Below are 20,094 nucleotides of genomic sequence, written 5' to 3'. Positions count from 1 at the left end.
AAGGTTTGCCATGCATCACACGTTAACCACACTGGACCAACACCTGTCACAGTTAAGACCGGAATTTTATGCCAGCCTCAATGCACCGCTGACAGAAGAAGCTATCGCCGCACTGGAAAAGAGCTACGGCATCACGTTGCCTGCTGACGTGAAAGCCTTGTACCAATGGAAGAACGGTCAGCGGGATGACTGTTACGAAGCATTTGTCAATAATTCAGCATTTGTGCCCTTGCAGGAAGCACTGGAGATCGCCAAAGAACTGACAGGCATGATCGGGTATGACTTTGAAGCAGAGAATTGGTGGCATGCCGCCTGGATACCGCTTTTTCACAATGGCGGTGGCGATTATATCTGTTATGATGCGGAAGGGCTTTTCACCGGAGACAAAGGGCAACTGCTGGAGTTCTGGCATACCGACGGTGACAGGAATGTGATCGCGCCCGGACTGGAGGCCTTTTTACAGTTGATCAATCAATATTATGCCGGTACCGATCCTGCGACTTTTGATGAGTTTTTTACGTTGGAACGATATCCGGAAGGTTACCCCCAGCGGTTTTACGCAGGGTAGCAAGAGGATGTATAATAAGTTGAACTTCTACAACAATCCATACTCCCCGGCCTTTTTGATTAAGGCGGCGGCATTACTGACCCCCAGTTTCTGCATCAGGTGCTGACGATGCGACTCCACCGTTTGGCGGCTGATAAACAATTTGCCTGCGATCTCTTTCGTGGTGGCTCCTTCACTGACCAGCAGCAGGACTTCTTTTTCCCGTTGTGTAAGTTTGGGGAAGGGGGCGTTATGGTTGGCCGCCGGTTTAAAAAGAAGTTGTTGTAAAGGTCCCGGTAACTGATACTCATGGCGGAGCACCTGGGTGATCACCTGTAACAGCTCTTCTTTCGGAGCATTTTTTAACAGGTAGGCGTCGGCTCCGTTCTTCAGCATGTCCAGTACCATGCTTTTCTCCGCATGGTTGGTGAGTACGATGACAGCGGTATGAGGGCATACCCGTTTTATAGTGCGACAGACCTCCGGGCCTTGTACGCCCGGCAGGCTGATGTCGAGCAGGGCGATATCTACCGGATGTTCCTTCAAATAATGCAGCGCTGTTTCTCCATCGGTAAATGCCGCCACGACGTCGAGCTGCGGGGCATGCTCCAGGACGGTGCGCAGGCCTTCGATGAAAATGCTATGGTCTTCTATAACGATGACGGAGATGGTGTTGTTGGTTTGCATGATAGTTCAATATTGATGATGGTGCCTTTACCCGGGGAGGATTGTATCTCCATTTTACCGTTTAAGAACGCTACCCTGTTCCGGATGTTCTGTATACCGATACCTTTGCCGGCCGGTATCCCGGCCATTGAAAAGCCTTTGCCGTTGTCTTCTGCGGTAATGTAGAACATGTCATCCAGCTGACTGCATTGTATCAGTACTTCTCCGGCTGCTGCATGTTTGGTGATATTGGTCAGTAGTTCCTGCACAATACGGTAAATCATAAGTTGTACCTGTTGAGGCAGGTCATCCCGGATATCCATCGTCTGCAGTGTGACCGTCGTACGACTGTTGGAATGCGTTTCGCTCAGGTCCTGTAATGCCGCTTGCAGCCCAAGCCGGAAAAGAGCCTCCGGCGCCATGTTATGCGCGATACGCCGCAGTTCACTCACTGCCAGGTCCAACTGGCGGCTGATGGGTGCAAGCGGACCGGCGGGAATGCCGGAAACTTCCGACAAGCGGATACTGATACTGGCCAGCGTGCCGCCTAATCCGTCATGCAGGTCGCGCGCCAGCCGGCTTCGTTCCCGCTCTTCTCCGTATAACAGCGCTTTCGCGATAGCTATCTGTTGCGCCTGCAGGGCTTTGCTCCTTAGGGACCGGTAGAGAAATATCAATACCACACAGAAGGGAACCAACAGGAAGATAATGCCCCACAACAACATTTTCTGACGGACTGCATGGGCTTTCACCAGCAACAACGCTTTTTCTTTCTCCGCATAATTGTATTTCGCTTCCAGTTCACTGATTTGTTGTCGCGTTTGGCGTTCCGTCAGGGTGTCCGTCAAGCTGGAGTATTGCAGTAACCAGTCATATGCTGCCTGCGGACGGTGCAGGGCAGAATCAGTGCTGGCCAGTTCCCGCAGTATCAGCCGCATATTCTCCGGCATTTCTCTTACATAAGGCCGGCGGTAGATATCCAGTAATATTTGCCGGGCGGTATCCAACGCCCCCTGTGCCTTATAGGTCTGGTACAACTCCATTTTGATGGTGGTCGCATCGTAGGGCCGGTTTACGTTCTCTGCGAGTAGTATGCCTTGTCGAAGATGGGACAACGCCTGCGGCCACGCCCTTTGATGATTGTAATACCTGCCCGTAGTGCGGTAATAAGCAGGGCCAAGGCGAGAGTCCGGATACCGGTTTACATAACCGGCGGCGCTGTCGAGATATATTTTACAGGCAGCCGCATCGTTGAGCGACAGGCAGCTGGTGGCGGCGGCAGTGTAACACGCTATCAGGTATTCGCTGCCCGGCTGCTGCCGGTTGAAAACAGCGGCTGCCTGCAGTGCGTATGTTGCGGCACGCTTGTAGTCGAAAATATTATCAAAGACGGTGCTGAGGCTCAGGTAGTAATTGCCCAGGCGCAGCGTATCGCCCGCCTGTGTGGCCAGCGGTACGACCTTGTTCAGCAGTATTGCTGCGAAATTTTTTTCGCGGCCCTGACGTTGTTCCAGGGCGCCGTAGTTGTGCCATGCTTTTGAAAGCAACAGGACAGCTTCTCTGCTCTTGCGCTGTTCAAGCCGGTGTATGGCCTGCTGGTACTCCTGTTGCGCCCGCGGAATATCATACTCAAAAAAAGCGCCGGCCAGGAAGTAATGCCCGCGGCCTTCGTGGTAAGGATCATGCGGGATATATTTCAACGCCTCCCTCGCATATGTCACGCCCCGGCCACTGTCCAGATCGGCCCAGTATTGTGATAGCTGGAAGAGTATTTCCGCTTTTTCCGCTTTGTTTGACTGGTAGTGGAGTAGTTGCAGAAGGCTGTCCGGATAAGGTTGTCCGGAAGGCTGTTGTGCGGGGCTCACAAAAGGGAGCGACACCAGCATGCATAGCAACAGCCGCCTACAGCGGTACAATGGAAAACCGGGTAATGGTTGCATACAACTAAAATAGCAAGAATACCGGACTTCCATACCAGGGAAATTATGGATACGGGAAAATCAATATTTTACCTGATTGTCTTCTATAGAAGGGTGTATGAAATTTGTATCAGGACTAACAGTTGTTAACCACTCAAAAAACTATCACGATGACAAGAATTTTCTCTTCCCTGTTGTGCCTGACAGCCGTACTATTGGGCACGGGTTGCAGCAAAAAAGACAATGCCGGTCCGGGAGATGGTGGCTGGCAGGCTTCGGGGAACATCTATTATGACTGGGCGGAAGGAATGGGGCTGGCGGTGACCTACCGGCTGGACCTGGGCAGTGGCGTACGTTCCAAGGCGTTGGGGTACAATGGTGACCGTCACGCCTGGGACATCAGCCGCGACGGCAGTATCATGGTCCAGTCGCTGGAAGACCCCAATGATTATGACGGAGAAGTATACCGTATCATCAACCCGCAGAGCGGGGAAACCCTTTCGGAATTCCGGAAGAGAAATTCAGAAGTCAGCAATTTTACGCAACCGCAACTATCCCCCGACAAATCAAGGATAGCAGTACCGCCGGTGTCTGACAGAGGCTTGCTGGTAATGGATTTACAGGGACGGCTGTTAAAGGAGGTGGTTACCATCGGCGGAAAAAGAGTCAATGGCAGTATCGCCTGGATGCCGGACAACAGTATCGTCTGTGTGGCGGGGAGTACCGTATACCGGCTCAATAACCAGTACACCTGGGGCGACGTGGTGACGCAGATGAATTTCAACGACTGGAACCACCTGGCCGCCAGCCATGACGGCCAGCGTCTGGCGTTTGCAGGAGGAAAACACATCTGGATGATGAATGCCGATGGGAGCAACAGGGTACAGGTCACCACCAGTAATGAAGAAGAAGGCTACCCGGTGTTCTCCCCGGATGGAAAATACCTGCTGGTGGGTACTAACTATGACGGGGAAGGCAATGCCATACAAAACTGGGAGCTGACGATCATTCCGGCGGACGGCCAGCAATATAATGTTACAGACGGTGCAGACAAGCGGGTTGTACAGCTGAAGGTGAAGGGCAGCGATATGCTGCAGGAAAACTGTAATGACCTGATGACATGGCGATAGGCGTCTCATCACGCCATCATCCTGCCATGCAATACTGATACCATTCCCACGACGCTGTACCGGGAATAATCATTTACAGGTCAATGTTATAAATGAAATCCAGCTGCTTTTTGGCGACGCCGGGAGGAACACTGCGCAGGAGAAAGTTGCGGATACCCACTGTGCAGGAACCTTTCCAGTTGGTGACTTGTGCCAGCTGCCAGGATATGCGGACGATCTTGTGGGTGCGTGCCAGCCGTTTGGCGGCATAGTGCCGGAAGGCAGTCTCATGATCAGGATGGGAAGAAAGGCAGTCTGCCAGCACATAGGCGTCTTCGATGGCCTGGCTGGCGCCCTGTCCCAGGTTGGGCGTAGTGGCATGCGCTGCGTCGCCCAGTAATACTACCCGCCCTTTATGCCATTGGCGGATGGGCGCCAGGTCGTAAAGATCCGAGCGTATCAGTAGGGAAGGAGTGAGGTGTGCCACAACTTCCTGCATATGACCGCTGAAGTCAGCCAGGTCCTGCTGTATCAGCGCTAATGCTTCTTCACCGGTGAAGGCGGTACCTTCGGGCAGCTTTTTGGTGAACCAGAAATACACTTCGTTACCACCTACATGCATAAACGAAGCTCTTACGCCATTGCCTTTGCCCCATACTTCGGCGCTGTTCAGCCGTTCAGCGTTGGGCAGTTCCATGTTAACGGTAGCGCGCCAGCAGGTCTGCCCGGAATAACGATAACCCTGGCTGCCGATGTAGTACTCCCGTACGGCGGACCTGATGCCGTCGGCCGCAATCAGGATATCTCCCACGGCTTCGCTGCCGTCGTCAAAGCGGGCGATAACACTGTCCGGGGTTTCGGTTACGGCGATACATTTTTTGCTGGTGCTGACCGGCTGTTGTAGCTGTTCCAGCAGCGCTGCCTGCAGAGCAGCCCGGTGAATCGGCAAACTACGGGAGCCGTACTGCCGTTCCAGCAGGTTGTTGTCGATCTGTTGTAATACTTTTCCCTTGTAATCTTTGATATATACCCTTTCCAGGTATCCGCCGCGGCCCGCAAGTTCTCCTGCTATGCCCAGCCGCTGATATACCTTCATGGCGTTGGCGCCCAGTAACAGGCCGGCGCCGACTGCTTTGTATTCCGGCGTGGCTTCATATACCTCATAATGCCAACCCCTTTGCTGTAAGGCAATAGCAGTCGTGAGGCCGCCTATGCCGCCACCGATGATGATTGCTTTCATAAAATATAAATTTAGGCCAAATGTACTAATTTTAATTTAAAAAGCACAACTGGACTGAATTTTATAAGAAAGGGCCTTTTTTACCCCGGCAGGAAAGGTAATCACTTTTGGTGGGCGAGGATCGTTTTCTGATGCAGCAGGCTATATCCGCAGCCTATAAAAGGGTAGTTCTTTCGATACTTCAAACCCCAGTTGCTGCGCCAGTTTACGTGAACCAGTGTTACTGCCGCGGCAGGCCCATATCGGTTCCAGTCCTTTCTCAAGGCAATAATCAATCAGCACGGCACAGGCGTGGTAAGCCAGGCCCTTTCCGCGGTAGGGCGCGCAGGTCTCGATGCCTATTTCCAATACTTCGGGATCAATAAAAGCGGCAAAAGCGATAGCGGCGAGCGCCTGGTCATAATATACGCTGTAGCCTATACTACGGCTGACAAATTCGTCGGCGTTGTTCCAGAAAGAAGCGGGGATAACGGTACCGGTCATGCTGTTAAATGCTTCTCGGGTAACGGTGGTAATCTGTATGGGCGCATCTGCCGGAACAGCTTTGCGTTGTGCAGAATATTTGTCGGCGTTGAATTTGAAATTGAGCCGGCGGTCTGTTTCCACGCGTTTGGGTTCCTCCCGGAAAAGCCCCTCCAGCAAAGAGTCCCAGCTGCCGGGAAATGCCTGCAGCCATTCGTCCCCCTTCCGGTGTCCCCGGACGTTGAAGGCATAATCCCTGATCTCGTCGTGAAATGCTTTGTCGTTGCTTTCTCCCCATAGCAGTGACATACCATATGGGTGTATAATGTAAAAGGCGCCGGGATCAGCGGGATTGTCCGTATATACTTTCCCGTTAACTTTCCCTTCTACGACCGCCTGGGCAAACAGGGTGTTGATGGGGGCAGATTTCAGCGATGCCGCCAGTTCGGGATAGGCGGTTGGGTCTGATGGTTTCATGGTTTCAATACTGTTTCCCTGCAAGTATACAGATAAACAGGTCCGCGGCTGTAGTCCGATGTAAAGAAGGCGTGTAGTCCGGTCAGGCGGACAAGGTGGACTGCACCTGCGCCAAACCGAAATGCTTATACAGATTTTTGCCACGCCGGCCTCGTCCGGCAGCGGGTTGATACCGGTGGCCTGATGCCCTTGCTTGTAGAACAACCGGGCGGACCGCTTTTGCTGTCCGGTTTCGGACAACTGTCGTTCATATGTGGACGGACACATGACCCGGGAATTGCCTGGAATTGGCTACAATAGCGTATTTTCGGGAAGCGGCAGCATTCTTGTTGCATTGTAACGCAAAACAATACTGTCATGTTAAGGAATTATTTCAAGATCGCCTGGCGCAATCTGTTACGCAACCCGGGATATTCCTTTATCAATATCTTTGGCCTGGCCACAGGACTGGCCTGTTTTATCCTCATCCTGCTGTTTGTGCAGCATGAATGGTCATTCGACCGTTTCCATGCCCATGCAGAAAGGATTGTCCGCGTTATACAGCAACGCCCTGTCTCCAAAGGACAATCCTACTGGTCTACCACTTCTCCGGCGCTGGCCGGTGCGCTGCGGCGGGAGTTCCCGGAAGTGAAGGACGCCACTACCGTGGAGCCAACCTTTAACCCGTTGCTGAGCGTGGGTGACAACCACTTTAAGGAACAGGGTATTTTCGCTGACACTGCTTTCCTGCACCTGTTCAACTTCCCGTTTCTCGAAGGAGATCCGCAAACGGCGCTGAAGATGCCTAACAGCATTGTGTTGACAGCATCTATGGCACGAAAAATATTTGGCGAACAGGACGCTATGGGAAAAACCATCCTGTACCAACAACATCAGCCGCATACAGTTACGGGTGTCATGGCGGATATCCCCGCAGCATCCCACCTGCAGTTTCAATATATCCTCCCCGTCACCGCCGACCCACACTATGTGGACTGCTCGGTGAAAGAGCCATGGATGAACAACGGCGTCTATACCTACGCCCTGCTGGAAAATCCGGCCTCGGCGCCGCAGCTGGAGCAGCGATTACGCGCCTATATCGACGGAAACTTGTCCCGCTGGCGTCCGGAAGACCGCCTCCGGTTCCTGCTGCAGCCGCTCAAAGACATCCACCTGCGCTCCCAGCACCTCGATACACTTGAATTTGAAAAAAGCGGCAGCGATAAATACGTATACCTGTTTCTTGCCATCGGTTTTGTCATCCTGCTGCTGGCCTGCGTAAACTATACCAACCTGGCCGTGGCCCGCTCTGCCCGCAGGGCGCAGGAAATAGGGATGCGCAAGGTGGCTGGCGCCATGCGCGGCCAGCTGATTGCCCAGTTCCTGGGAGAATCGCTGATCACGACGGTGCTGGCGCTGGTACTGGCATTGGGGCTGGTACATCTGCTGCTGCCGTTTTTCAGCCAGCTGATGGACCGCACCCTCCGCATCGACTATTTCGGTAACCCGTTCCTGCTGCCAGGATTGCTGTTGCTCGTATTGATGGTAAGCCTCCTGTCCGGTAGTTACCCTGCTTTCCTGATGACGTCCCTGCGCCCGGCACAGGTGCTTAAAGGCAAACAGGGCGTCCGTGCCGGCAGCTTCTCGTTGCAACGGATACTGATCGTAGGACAATATGCCGTGTCCATCATCCTCGTGGCCGGCAGTTTTATCATCTACCGGCAAATGCAGCTGGTGCAGCATCAGAACCTGGGATATAACCGCGAACATGTGCTCGCCATAAGGGTAAACGACGAAGCGGTCAGCAGCCATTACAACACGCTCCGCAAAGAACTGCTCAGTCACCCCGGTATTTTGTCCATGAGCTACTCCCTGTATCTTCCCACCGAGTTTCATACCAACCAGAGCATGATGAACTGGCCCGGCAGCAACGGCGAAAGATTGTCTACCCGTACAACGGGCATAGATTATGACTTCCAGGAGGTATATGGTCTGAGTACTGTGGCCGGCCGCGGTTTCTCCCGCGACTTTGGCGCCGATACCCTGGGCGCGCCCCTTGCGGTGATCAATGAAACGGCTGCCAAAGCCGTTGGCTGGACGCCGGAAGAAGCGGTCGGAAAATCATTTGACTACTCGGACGGCCACGGAAGAAGGACCGTCATCGGCGTGGTGCGGGATTTTCACTTCAATTCTGTTCACCATGTACCGGGACCGCTGGTGCTTACGCTGGACCAGTCACCCACCGGCTACATCTCTGCAAAGGTACGGCCGGAAGATCTCCAGGGCACCATCGCGCTCTTTGAACAGGCGGTGAAACGATACACCCGTTATCCGTTCGAATACCAGTTCCTCGATGATAAATTCGATCAGCTGTATAAAAAGGATACCCGTCTCGGTAAAATGTTTGGCGGCTTCACCATATTGGCTATCCTGATTGCGTCCCTCGGTCTGTTTGGCCTGGCCGCATATACCACCGAACAGCGGCGCAAAGAAATCGGCGTGCGGAAAGTATTGGGGGCCACCGTGGTTAATATCGTGGGACTGCTCAGCAAAGACTATATCAAGCTGGTGCTCTTCGGTTTTGTCATTGCGGTACCCGCAGCCTGGTACATCATGGACCGGTGGCTGGAAGACTTTGTCTACCGGATACAAATACAGTGGTGGATGCTGGCATTAGCCGGCCTGCTGGCGCTGATTATCGCATTGCTGACGGTAAGCTACCAGTCTGTAAAAGCAGCTTTGATGAACCCCGTCAAGTCATTGAAATCAGAATAACTACCGCTCTTTCCTTCTAAAACAACAACGATGAAGCAATTGCTTCATCGTTGTTGTTTTATTAACAGGGAAAAGTACGATATTCGCCCCTGTTTGTTAACAGGAAAAATATGATCTATGCAAATCACCATCACAGATAATAGCTTCGCGCTGAACGGCGCGGAAATGTCGTTCCCGCTGGATATTCAACAGCTGAAAGCCCTGTTGGGGGAAGCCAGGCATGTATCAAAGAAATACAACCACATCTATACGTGGGATAAACTTGGCCTGTTGGCTTATTCCAAAAACGGAAAGGTGGCCGAAGGCCTGCATATCGATTATATTACCAATGACATGGATTTTTCCCCGGAAATGGTCTTCACCGGCGTCTTTACGATCAACGGTCTGGACTACCGGGCCTATTTTGATAAACATAAACAGTCAGCCAGAAAGGTAACCAAAAGGGATGAGGGCGGAACGCTCACGGTTGGTAATTTTGATGTATACGTCGATGTGGAAGACGGTATTATGAAGAGTTTTGGCATTGGCCCGTATGATCCGCCTGCGCCTAAAGTATATTCCGATAAATACAAACAACCGCCGGTCGCTGCGGAAAAGATTGACTTCACGGACTTCAACTTCAAGCTGGCAGTCATACAGAAGCTGATGTATAACAAAAAACTGCTGAAGCCTGCCTTCGATTTGTATGAATTCGTGGAGAACTACGCCGGCCGTGAGATAGATATAGAAGAAGAAGGGTACGGGTTCATTCCTGAAGTGACCGCCTACTTTGAAGCGCTGGAGATCGATAAAAAGTATGCGCCTGAAATAACGGAGATATCCCAGGATGGCGGAGATGACATCTATGGTCAGCTGCTGAGGTTCTGGGATGGGGAAGATGAGACCTTCAATATTGTCCATTTTGAAGACATCAGACACTTCCCCAACCTGAAACGGATGAACCTTTTTCACGCCGACAATCTTGCAGAGATCGCGGAGCAGCTGGCTAAAAAAGGAATTACCGTGGAATCAATTTGACGGTTCCCATTCCTTTAACCGCGCGTCGGCATCAAACCGGAAGGGCGTGTCGGAATGCTCCTGCATAAACGCTTTGGCCGCTTTTAATTCCGTAATGATCCACTGCTCTAATGGCACTGGTTCTTCTCTGTCGGACCAGGGCTGGTAGCGGTAATTGGTGCCATCAGGGTCCACGATAAACTGTATCCTGTCTTCCCTTTGCTGGCGTGAAAAACTTTGTATGGTATAGTAAGGAAAAGCGGGCGTGGGCCGCTCCGTTATTTCGAACTGCAGCAGTAAATCCTTTCGTGGCGCGTCGTCATAAACGTTCACCAGGTGGATGTCGTTGATCACATCCAGCCGTTGCAGGCTGTCGATGATCTTTTGTTCGGCAGCATTGTAGCGGAACGGATAAGGATACCAGGCGCCTTCATACTTGTAGTCTTTTGCCTGCCCGGCCGGAAGGGGATTTACCCGTTCTCCTTTTTTATTGATAAGGTAACTGACTGATTTCCCGGAGACCGCATCTATCCACCAGTGCTCTCCGCCCGAATCGTAGTGTTTCACCCAGCCGCCTTCATACACAACGGCGTAACCGTAATTGAATGGGCTGGCGAAATCCCATTTTGCCGGCAGAACCTTATGCCCGCTTTTATCTGCGAATCCAACCTTGCCGTTCTCCACAAAGCGGCGCAGACCTTCTTCCCAGTAATCGGGCCCATTATCATAAGACAGCGGGTAGTAGAGGAAGCGGCCTTTTCTGTCATAAACCTCACCGCCGGGAGCGGCCGGGGATAATTTCGGCGTTCTTAATGAAACAGATACATCACAGAATTCAATGGTAGGACCAGTAATCGGCTGATCGTACGCATAGTTAATGGCACCGGAAAATTTAGCCGGAACAATGACCTTTCCCTGATCATCTTTTACGCCGACCTTACTGCTGTCAGCCGTTGGGAAGTAGTAGAGCTTATCCTGGGCACAAACAGCTACAGTAGCGCACAACAGGCTGAGGGTAACAATACGCTTTCTCATTTTTCTTTTACTGGTTTTTCAGTTGAAAAAATAAAGAAAAATGAGGACACCACTTTGTTTAATTATGTTAAAGTTTTTTTTGCAGGTTGAATAATCATGCAAAAAGAGCCACGGGGCGGCGCCTGAGAGATGACCGTCTCCAGTACGCCGAATCCCGCCTGTTGCAGATGCTGCGTGATCTGCGCAGCCAGCTGGGGGATGGTGTTGTTGAAGGGGGTGTCAAAAAAAGCGAAGATCTTTCCTTTCGGTTTGATCAGCTGTCGTAATACTTTCAGCTCTGCCTGCTGCCCTTTCCAAAAGAAGTTAACGTTAAAAGATACGATACGGTCGAAGGGATGGGCTGTCGTATAGTTTGCAAATTCCGACGTCACCAGCGTTACTTTGCCGGCTGTTATATAAGCCGCATTGCGTTGCGCCGCCTTTTGCAGCATGGGGCCTGATTTGTCCAGCGCTATGAGTTCTCCGGTGGTAAGCCTGGTGGCCAGTAGCCCGATCAGCAGGCCGGCGCCACAGCCTATTTCGAGCACATGGTCTGCTGGTAAGGGCGCTACAAGATCAGCTGCCCAGGTAAATCTTTCGGGCACGTTTTTCATCTATGGTCATAGTTTGATGGTCCAAAGATACTGGTAAAAGTAATTTCATTATCTTGCGCCGCGAACCTGGCATCCGCATCACCACGGTCAGCATCGTTGAATAACCTTTTACAAAATCAGCTTTCATGGAAAACAGGAAACCCCTCGCCGGCAAAGTGGCATTAGTCGCCGGCGGAACACGCGGCGCCGGCAGAGGCATAGCCGTCGAACTGGGCGCCGCAGGCGCTATTGTCTATGTAACAGGCAGAACTACACGTCAGCAACAATCGGAATACAAACGTCCGGAGACAATCGAGGAAACGGCGGAACTGGTAACTGCGGCCGGTGGCCAGGGGATCGCCGTACAGGTAGATCACCTCGTACCAGCCCAGGTGGAACAACTGGTTCAGCGTATCGACCGGGAGCAGGGCCGGCTGGATATCCTGGTCAATGATATCTGGGGCGGGGAAAACCTCATGGAATGGAAGAAACCGGTGTGGGAGCATACGCTGAATAACGGCCTGCACTTGTTCCATTTGCCGTTAGATACTCATCTGATCACAGCGCATTACGCACTGGCGCTGATGATACGGCGCCCGGGCGGTCTGTTGGTAGAAGTCACAGACGGCACCGCGGAATACAACAATCGCAATTACCGCCTCAACGTATTTTATGATCTGGCCAAAACGGCCACCATCAGAATGGCCTGGGCGCATGCACAGGACCTGGCGCCTCATGGCTGTTCCGCAGTGGCGGTCACGCCGGGCTGGATGCGCTCTGAAATTATGCTGGAGGCCTTTGAAGTAAAAGAAGATAACTGGCAAGACGCTATTCAGAAAGAGCCCCATTTCGCTATTTCTGAGACGCCCCGTTATGTGGGCAGGGCAGTGGCGTCGCTGGCGGCGGACGAAGACAAGCAGCGGTGGAACGGACAGTCGCTGTCCAGCGGTCAACTGGCAAAGGAATACGGCTTTACGGACATTGACGGCTCACAGCCCGACTGCTGGCGTTACCTGGTAGAAGTGCAGGAGGCAGGTAAACCTGCTGACACAACAGGTTACAGATAAGATAAAAAAAACGGGACTTAACCAGTCCCGTTTTTCTTTTATTTGACAGCTGCTTTTGCGTCGTAGATGATCTTCCCCTGGCGGAGGGTGTAAGCCACCGCTGCAAAGTTTTTCACGTCGTCATGCGGATCGGCTTTCAGCAATACCAGGTCGGCATCGAGTCCTTTAGCAACACGCCCGCAGCGCTGTGACATGCCGAAGCGTTTAGCCGGCGCCGTGGTCAGCGAGGTAAGTATCTGGTCAAAGGTAAGCCCCGCAGCCCCAAGGAAACGGAATTCATCTGCCGTATCAAAATCGGAGATATAGCCTACGTCTGTGCCGAACAGGATTTCACCACCTGCTTTGGCGTACATCCCGATCTGTTCTATAGCGGTCTTCACCAGCGGATGATCTTCCGCAGAGGCCACCTTGTTTCTTTCCAGCTCCCATTTATATAGTTTCAGCGTAGGGATCACCGCTACATGGCGCCGCTTCAGTAAATCGACATCCGCCTGCTGCCAGCCAACATAACCATCGGGCGCCACATGGGCCAGGATGTCCGCGCCACCGGCCACGGCTACACGCCATCCGGTATCAGAGGTGGGATGCGCGAAAACGGGCTTGTGATACTTATGGGCGGTTGCGGTGGCGGCTTGCACGATGTCCAGCGGCATGGCCACCACTTTGTTATCGCCTACCGGCGAAGCAGACCATATCTTGATGGCATCGGCGCCTGCATCGAGCTGTTTCCTGACATAGGCCACTGCTGCCTCCGGCGTACTGATCTCCGGCAGTTTTATCGGGTGTACGTAAAAAGGGCTGCCATTCGGTGGTACAAAGGGTTCGCCGGCAGACAACAAGGCCGGGCCCTCCACTTCACCGGACCGCAGCCGGTCGCGCAATGCCCGCAGGTTACGGAAATTGAGCGTCGCCAGATCGAAGGCATGGGTGAAGCCGTAGCGGGTCAGCATCTCCGTCATCTGCCGGGTGAGCTGTGCGGCCGGCAGGCTGTCGGCATGCTCCCACACAGGGCTCATAAAATGCACGTGGGAGTTCCAGAAGCCGGCCATCAATACCAGTCCTTTACAGTCTACCACCTGTACGTGTGCCGGAATTTTTACCTGGCGCCGGGTGCCAACTGCCGTGATCTTACCGGCTTTGATCAGTACCACGCCGTCCTCCAGCGGCGGCGCTCCGGGCGATGGATATATGCGGGCGCCGGCAAGCGCCAGGTCTGATTGAGCGTTTGTTGAGAGGAAAAAGCAACAGAGTATCGCTAAGAGATACGTTTTCATATGAGGGACGTTGTGAAGATTCAAGATACGTTTTTATTCTTTGATTTGCTTAGTTTTGACATCATGGGAAAACAGGAAACCATAGCGGCGTTTTATGACAGCAGAGGCATCATCGGAGAAGGGGCCCGTTTGTTTAATGTCTTCGAAAACGGTGATCATTGCACGGTACCACACATCTACAACCGGCGGGATTATTATAAAGTTTCCCTGTTGCAGGGACAGAGCCGGTTGAGCTGGCATGATCAGGAGATCATAATAGACCGTCCCGCCCTGGTGTTCTTTAACCCGCATACGCCTTTCGGCTGGGAACCGTTGTCTGCTGCCCAGCCGGGTTATTTCTGTATGTTCCGGAAGTCGTTTTTACAAAACGCGGAACGGAGTGAAAGCATGCAGCAGGCGCCGCTATTCAGGGCCGGCACCAGCCCTGTTTTTTTCCTTAACCCCGTGCAGGAGCAGCGTATCAGTAATATCTTTCAACAGATGCTCGAAGAAATGCGGTCGGACTACCTCTATAAATATGAGCTGCTGCAGAACTACCTGCAGCTGCTGATACATGAGGCGCTGAAGATAGCGCCGCATACTATCAGCATCCGGCAACGGAACGCGGCGGAACGCATCACTGCCGGCTTTTTTGAACGTATGGAGCGGGAATTTCCGATAGACGCTCCCGGCCGCCAGCTGACGCTGCGCTCTGCCGGCGATTATGCAAAAGCACTGGCGGTACACGTCAACCACCTGAACCATGCTGTGCGGGAGGTAACGGGCAAATCCACATCCATACATATCGCCGAACGGGTGCTCACAGAAGCAAAAGCCCTGCTGCGCCACACCGATTGGCCGGTAGCCGCCATCGCTCACAGCCTGGGCTTTGAATCGCCCAACTACTTCTACAACTTCTTCAAAAAACAGACAGGACACGCTCCGGGGCACATACGTGTGCCTGCCCTTTGATTTTTATACTTTTCCCTTTGAATATGTGAGATGTCACACCCGCCTGCCGTATAATTTTACAGGCAGAAAAAATACTGCTATATGACGAAAGTTACGGGATACGCCGCCACGGCGCCTCACGCAAAGCTGGAAAAATTTGAATATGAATTACCGGAAATTGGTCCGGAACAGGTAGATATCCGGGTAGCTTATTGCGGCCTGTGTCATTCTGATCTGAGTATGATCAACAACGACTGGGGCTTCTCGCAATACCCGTTGGTGGCCGGTCATGAGATAGTGGGAGAAGTTATCCGTACAGGAAGCCTGGTAAAGGGAGTAAAGGCAGGCGATAAAGTCGGCCTTAGCTGGTTCTCTGGATCGTGTATGCACTGCCCGCACTGCCTGGAAGGCAACCAGCAGTTATGTGCTACCGCGGAACAGGTAGTGGTGGGCCGCCACGGCGGTTTTGCAGACATCGTGCGGGGCCACTGGTCCTGGATAATCCCGCTCCCGGAAAAGATGGATATGGCCAAAGCAGGACCGCTCCTGTGTGCGGGACTGACGGTCTTCAACCCGTTGTTGATCGAAGGGGTGAAACCTACCGACAGGGTGGGCGTGATCGGTATCGGCGGCCTTGGGCACCTGGCGCTGCAATTCCTCAAACACTGGGGCTGCGAGGTGATAGCTTTTAGTTCAAATCCCGCCAAGTATGAAGAAATTCTGCAGATGGGCGCCACCCGTGTGATCGACTCCAGGAACGCGGATGAACTGAAAACGATGCAGGGCCAGCTGGATTTTATTTTAAGTACGGTGAATGTACCCCTGGACTGGCAGGTATTCCTCGGCTGCCTTGCGCCCAAAGGCAAGCTGCATACGGTAGGCATCGTACCTGAACCGATGACGGTGCCCGTTTTTGACATGATCGCCGGACAAAAGTCTGTTGCCGGAAGCCCTGGTGGCGGTCCCGCCGTGATACGCAAAATGCTTGACTTCTGCGTGCGTCACAACATTTATCCTGTCGTGGAAGAATTTCCGATGGAACAGGTGAACGAAGCCATCCGTCATCTGGAACAAGGTAAGGCGCGCTACCGGATCGTCTTAAAGAACAATTGATCTACAGAAAGTAGGTGGAGAATGCGTTTAGTTTTTGTAAATTGACGGCATTAACCACCTATTATGTTGAACCAGTCGGCTGCTGCACGCACGGAGGAAATGGAACATTTCCGGAAGTTTTTTCTATTGTCCAATGATTTGTTCTGCCTCGTAGGCAGTAAAGGTACCTTTGAAATGGTAAACCCTGCCTTTGGCCGGGCGCTGGGTTGGAAACCTGAAGAAATACTGGGCCGGTCCGTTTTTGATATTATTCATCCGGACGATATTGACAGTTCGGGGGAGCAACTGAAAGGGCTAAACGAAGGAATCAATACGGTGAACTTTGTAAACCGTATGCGGACAATCAACGGCGAATATATATGGCTGCAATGGATGGCTTCCCCTGAGGTGTCCACCGGGCACATCTTTGCGGTGGGAAGAGATATCTCGCAGGTGATCTATCAGGAACGCCAGCTGCAGGAAAGCGAACACCAGTTCAGGGTATTCTTTAATAACTCGAGGGGCATGATGTGTATGCATGACCTCGATGGAAAACTGCTGGCGGTGAATCACGCCAGCGCTGAGAGTCTCGGTTATCAGCCTGCCGAACTGATCGGCAGAATGCTCTGGGAAATCGTTCCTGCGGTTTTCAGGGAGGGTGTTTTTGAATACCTCGAGACCATCAAAAGAGAAAAACAGGTGAGTGGCCTGATGCATACCTGCCACCGCGATGGCAGCATCCGGATCTGGTTGTATAATAACGTACTCGAATACTCTGTGGATGGAAACCCATACGTGATCGCCAATGCACTGGATATCACGCTGCGGCATGCCCTGGAAAAAGACCTGAAATGGACCACGGAAATGCTGGAGCGGACCAACAGCGTAGCACGGATTGGATTCTGGCATCTGGACCTGGAAAAACAACTGCCTTACTGGTCTGATGTAACACGTCGTATCCATGAAGTGGGAGACGACTTTGTACCGACGCTGGAGGGAGCGCTGGAGTTTTACAAAGAACCCCATCGCACGGTCATTGAGAATGCCGTCAACAGAGGGATTGAGTTTAATGAACCCTGGGATATTGAACTGGAGATCGTCACCGCCAAAGGCAGAGATATCTGGGTCCGTTCTATCGGCAGCCCTGAATTCAAAGACGGCAAATGTATCCGGCTATATGGCACCTTCCAGGACATCGACCGCCAAAAGCGGCTGGAAGAAGAAATACAACGGTCGCGCAAACTGCTGGAAGACATCCTGCAGTCGGCCACCGACGTCAGCGTCATCGCGACAGCGTTAGACGGCACCATTACCTTGTTTAACAGCGGTGCGGAAAACCTGCTGGGATATTCCTCCCGTGAAATGGTCGGCAAACAAACACCGGTCGCTTTCCATGAGCCGGCGGAACTGTCGGAAAGAGCGGCGGCCAAAGGCGTGAGCCCTGTGGAGGTATTTGCCGAAGCAGCGGCTGGTCAGCGCCCCGGCGCACAGCAGGAATGGACCTACATCCGGAAAAACGGCTCTGCGGTGAACGTGTCGCTCGTCATTTCCGCTATCCACAACATGAACAATGAACTCACCGGCTATCTTCATATTGCTACTGATATCACAGACAGAAAAAAAGCGGAGCAGCTGCTGCTCGATGAAAAAGCCAAGCTTTCCGCTTTTGTGAAACATACTCCCGCAGCGGTGGTGATGCTGGATAAACGGCTTCGTATTATCGCCTATAGTAATGCATGGCAGGAAGACAATCAGCTAACGGGGCAGCAACTGTATGGTAAAATGGTCTATGACCTGTTGCCCAATATCCCCGCGGGATTCAAACAGATCTACCGCGACACGCTGGCCGGTAAGGTGGACAAGAACGGCGAATTCATCTGGCGGCCGCCTGGATGGGAGCACGACCAGCACCTGCACTGGGAAGTAAGGCCGTGGTTTTATCATGACGGCGGCGTAGGCGGGATCACCATCCTGACGGAAGACGTAACGGCCAACGCAATGCACCAGGAAGAACTGCAACAAGCCAAACAGCTGGCGGAACAGGCCAGCGTGGCCAAATCGGAATTCCTGGCCAATATGAGCCATGAGATCAGGACCCCGCTGAATGGTATCATCGGGTTTACTGACCTCGTACTGAAAACACGGCTCAACGAAGTGCAGCATCAATACCTCTCTATCGTTAACCAGAGCGCCAGCACCCTCCTGAATATCATCAACGATATCCTCGACTTCTCGAAGATCGAAGCCGGTAAACTGGAACTGGATATCCAGAAACAGGACATCTTCGAAGTCAGCAGCCAGGTGAGCGACATGGTAAAGTTCCAGGCGCAGAGCAAAGGCCTGGAAATGATCTATGACGTGTCCGCGGACCTGCCCCGGTTCATCTGGACTGACCAGCTGCGGCTGAAACAAATATTGGTCAACCTCCTTTCCAATGCCGTCAAATTCACGGAGAAAGGGGAGGTCGGCCTGAAGATTTACCCCGTTTCACCGGCGAATGCTGAACTCTATCGCACCATTCGTTTCGAGGTGTCAGACACCGGTATCGGCATCCGCAAAGAGCGGCAGGAAAAAATCTTTGAAGCCTTCTCCCAGGAAGATATATCCATCACCAAAAGATATGGTGGCACCGGGTTGGGCCTTACCATCTCCAACAAGCTGCTGGGGTTGATGAACAGCCGGTTGCAGGTGGAAAGCATCCCCGGTGAAGGAAGTACTTTCTTTTTTGAAATAACCGTGGAAACAGCCGACGGACCACCGGTAACCTGGCAGCATATCGAGGCGGTAAAAAAAGTGCTGGTGACGGATGATAATGAACATAACCGCACCATCCTGCAACAGATGCTGTTGCTGAAAGGTATTGAAACCGACATGGCCCGCAGTGGCTTTGAAGCACTGCAGCTGCTCATGGAAGGGCGCACGTACGACGCCGTGCTGATGGACTATCACATGCCGGTGATGGATGGCCTGGAAACACTCCGTAAAATGCGGCAGATGGCCGACCAGCTGGGTACCTGGACGCCGGTCGTATTGTTGTACAGCTCTTCAGATGATGAAACGGTACAACGGGTATGTGAAGAACTGAAAGTGGAACAACGGCTGGTGAAACCCGTTAAAATGCAGGACCTGTACAACGCACTGGCACACCTGTCATTGAAAAATTCCGATCAGACCGATATTGCAGGGGCAACAACCCAAAAGCTGCAACCGGAGCGCACGTCGTTAAAAGTATTGCTGGCGGAAGACAATAGCGTCAATATGCTGTTGATTAAAGCCATCATTACCCGGTCTGTGCCCATGGCTACCATTGTGGAGGCAAAAACCGGCCTGGAAGCGGTGGAGCTCTATATGAGCGAACAACCGGACCTCGTGTTCATGGACATACAGATGCCCGAAATGGACGGGTATGATGCCACCCGTCGTATCAGGGAACTGTTTCCGGAGAAACATACTCCCATTGTGGCACTCACTGCCGGCAACACCAAAGGCGAACGCGAAAGATGCATCGCCGCCGGGATGGATGACTTTCTCTCCAAGCCTTTCGTGGAAGATGAAATACTCGCGCTGGTCAACAAATGGGGGACGGGTGACGAACCGGCCGGGATAGAAGCTGCAGGCGTCCGGCCACTGGACCTTTCCGTGCTCATGGGCTACCTGGGCAGCGATACAAAGCAAGACCCGTTGCTGCGCGAAACACTCTCCCTGTTGCTGGGGGACTGTAAATCAGTGAAAGCGGAAATAACGGGACAGGACATGAGCCAGCATCCCAAAAGGATCAGGGAGATATGCCACAGTATGCGGAGTGTAACCACCTACGCAGGTTTGACAGGGCTGGAAAAAGCAATCCGGGACACAGAGACGAACGGTGTTACAACGGAACAGCTGCAGGTATTGGCAACAGAGCTGGATAAAGCTATTGTAGCGGTGCAGCTGGCGCTGGACCAGCTGCCCTGA

The 20,094-nt window shown here is 52.6% G+C and carries 15 protein-coding genes; 8 read left to right on the top strand and 7 right to left on the bottom strand.

Annotated elements, in window-relative coordinates:
* The first annotated feature begins 10 nt into the window (after positions 1-10).
* The gene (locus HF324_RS17570) at positions 11-568 is read left to right on the top strand and encodes an SMI1/KNR4 family protein (RefSeq protein WP_168860367.1); all 558 of its coding nucleotides are present in this window, start codon (positions 11-13) and stop codon (positions 566-568) included.
* Positions 569-595: 27 nt separating this feature from the next.
* Here HF324_RS17570 and HF324_RS17565 read toward each other — a convergent pair whose 3' ends face one another.
* Together HF324_RS17565 and HF324_RS17560 are read right to left on the bottom strand one after the other, a co-directional pair.
* Positions 596-1,234, bottom strand: a complete 639-nt coding sequence (locus HF324_RS17565) for a response regulator (RefSeq protein WP_192023256.1) — start codon at positions 1,232-1,234, stop codon at positions 596-598.
* Complete coding sequence (locus HF324_RS17560) at positions 1,198-3,153, bottom strand: sensor histidine kinase (RefSeq protein WP_168860366.1); 1,956 nt, start codon at positions 3,151-3,153, stop codon at positions 1,198-1,200. Before HF324_RS17560 ends, HF324_RS17565 begins: the two co-directional genes overlap by 37 nt.
* A gap of 149 nt (positions 3,154-3,302) precedes the next feature.
* Between HF324_RS17560 and HF324_RS17555 the strand changes: the two genes are divergently transcribed.
* Positions 3,303-4,262 carry a TolB-like translocation protein gene (locus tag HF324_RS17555; protein WP_168860365.1) on the top strand — a complete coding sequence of 320 codons (960 nt, stop codon included), beginning with the start codon at positions 3,303-3,305 and terminating at the stop codon, positions 4,260-4,262.
* A gap of 73 nt (positions 4,263-4,335) precedes the next feature.
* On the opposite strand, the gene HF324_RS17550 is transcribed toward HF324_RS17555, so the two are convergent.
* On the bottom strand, positions 4,336-5,481 hold the full coding sequence (locus HF324_RS17550) for an FAD-dependent monooxygenase (protein WP_168860364.1): 1,146 nt from the start codon (positions 5,479-5,481) through the stop codon (positions 4,336-4,338).
* 141 nt (positions 5,482-5,622) lie between these two features.
* Entirely contained in the window at positions 5,623-6,420 is a 798-nt protein-coding gene (locus HF324_RS17545; protein WP_168803710.1) for a GNAT family N-acetyltransferase, read from the bottom strand.
* A gap of 357 nt (positions 6,421-6,777) precedes the next feature.
* Here HF324_RS17545 and HF324_RS17540 point away from each other — a divergent pair, with 357 nt between their 5' ends.
* Positions 6,778-9,174 (top strand): ABC transporter permease, encoded by a 2,397-nt coding sequence (locus HF324_RS17540; protein ID WP_168860363.1) that lies wholly within the window; start codon positions 6,778-6,780, stop codon positions 9,172-9,174.
* Positions 9,175-9,291: 117 nt separating this feature from the next.
* A complete protein-coding gene (locus tag HF324_RS17535) occupies positions 9,292-10,191 on the top strand; it encodes a DUF6892 domain-containing protein (RefSeq protein WP_168860362.1) in 900 nt (299 codons plus the stop codon).
* On the opposite strand, the gene HF324_RS17530 is transcribed toward HF324_RS17535, so the two are convergent.
* Both HF324_RS17530 and HF324_RS17525 read right to left on the bottom strand, forming a co-directional pair.
* Positions 10,183-11,205 (bottom strand): WG repeat-containing protein, encoded by a 1,023-nt coding sequence (locus tag HF324_RS17530; RefSeq protein WP_168803707.1) that lies wholly within the window; start codon positions 11,203-11,205, stop codon positions 10,183-10,185. The two genes, HF324_RS17535 and HF324_RS17530, sit on opposite strands and share 9 nt — an antisense overlap.
* 62 nt (positions 11,206-11,267) lie before the next feature.
* The gene (locus HF324_RS17525) at positions 11,268-11,798 is read right to left on the bottom strand and encodes a class I SAM-dependent methyltransferase (protein ID WP_168803706.1); all 531 of its coding nucleotides are present in this window, start codon (positions 11,796-11,798) and stop codon (positions 11,268-11,270) included.
* A 125-nt stretch (positions 11,799-11,923) separates the two neighbouring features.
* Here HF324_RS17525 and HF324_RS17520 point away from each other — a divergent pair, with 125 nt between their 5' ends.
* Positions 11,924-12,844, top strand: a complete 921-nt coding sequence (locus tag HF324_RS17520) for an SDR family oxidoreductase (protein ID WP_168803705.1) — start codon at positions 11,924-11,926, stop codon at positions 12,842-12,844.
* 38 nt (positions 12,845-12,882) lie between these two features.
* Here the strand turns inward: HF324_RS17520 and HF324_RS17515 are convergent, their stop codons facing one another.
* Positions 12,883-14,118 (bottom strand): amidohydrolase family protein, encoded by a 1,236-nt coding sequence (locus tag HF324_RS17515; protein ID WP_168803704.1) that lies wholly within the window; start codon positions 14,116-14,118, stop codon positions 12,883-12,885.
* 63 nt (positions 14,119-14,181) lie between these two features.
* Here HF324_RS17515 and HF324_RS17510 point away from each other — a divergent pair, with 63 nt between their 5' ends.
* From HF324_RS17510 to HF324_RS17500, 3 genes are all read left to right on the top strand, one after another.
* The gene (locus HF324_RS17510; RefSeq protein ID WP_168860361.1) at positions 14,182-15,069 is read left to right on the top strand and encodes a helix-turn-helix domain-containing protein; all 888 of its coding nucleotides are present in this window, start codon (positions 14,182-14,184) and stop codon (positions 15,067-15,069) included.
* Positions 15,070-15,150: 81 nt separating this feature from the next.
* Positions 15,151-16,161 carry an NADPH-dependent aldehyde reductase Ahr gene (ahr, locus tag HF324_RS17505; RefSeq protein WP_168860360.1) on the top strand — a complete coding sequence of 337 codons (1,011 nt, stop codon included), beginning with the start codon at positions 15,151-15,153 and terminating at the stop codon, positions 16,159-16,161.
* A 63-nt stretch (positions 16,162-16,224) separates the two neighbouring features.
* Complete coding sequence (locus HF324_RS17500) at positions 16,225-20,094, top strand: PAS domain S-box protein (RefSeq protein WP_168860359.1); 3,870 nt, start codon at positions 16,225-16,227, stop codon at positions 20,092-20,094.

This window comes from Chitinophaga oryzae, assembly GCF_012516375.2.
Classification (GTDB): Bacteria; Bacteroidota; Bacteroidia; order Chitinophagales; family Chitinophagaceae; genus Chitinophaga; species Chitinophaga oryzae.
Note: the sequence above shows the minus strand (reverse complement) of the source record. Positions and strands in the feature narration are given on the sequence as shown.